Raw genomic sequence first — 284 nt, forward strand, 5'->3', positions numbered from 1 at the left:
AGGGGCTTCCAGGTGGCGTGGTAGCGCCAGTTGTCGATGGTGGACTGCCGGCGCCGGCGGGTGCGCCAGGAGGCAAGCGCGGGGAGTACTTCACCCAGCGGGGTGTCCGCCGACAGTTCCACACCACCGCCGGGAAGGGCGGAGAGGTCTTCGCGTTCGACGGCTTCCCAGAACGCAGCATCAGCCGGGTCGGCCGCAGCGGCCTGGTCGGCTGCCGGCTTGGGCGGCTCGGGCCAGTAGTGCTGGTGCTGGAAGGCGTAGGTGGGCAGACCGACACGCCGGGC

1 protein-coding gene is annotated in these 284 nt (G+C 71.5%); it reads right to left on the reverse strand.

The features are described 5' to 3' along the window. The coding region (locus ACLF6P_RS30070) for a hypothetical protein (RefSeq protein WP_415954593.1) at window positions 1-284 on the reverse strand (284 nt) is incomplete at both ends.

Source organism: Streptomyces lothianensis (assembly GCF_047779955.1).
Taxonomy (GTDB): Bacteria; Actinomycetota; Actinomycetes; order Streptomycetales; family Streptomycetaceae; genus Streptomyces.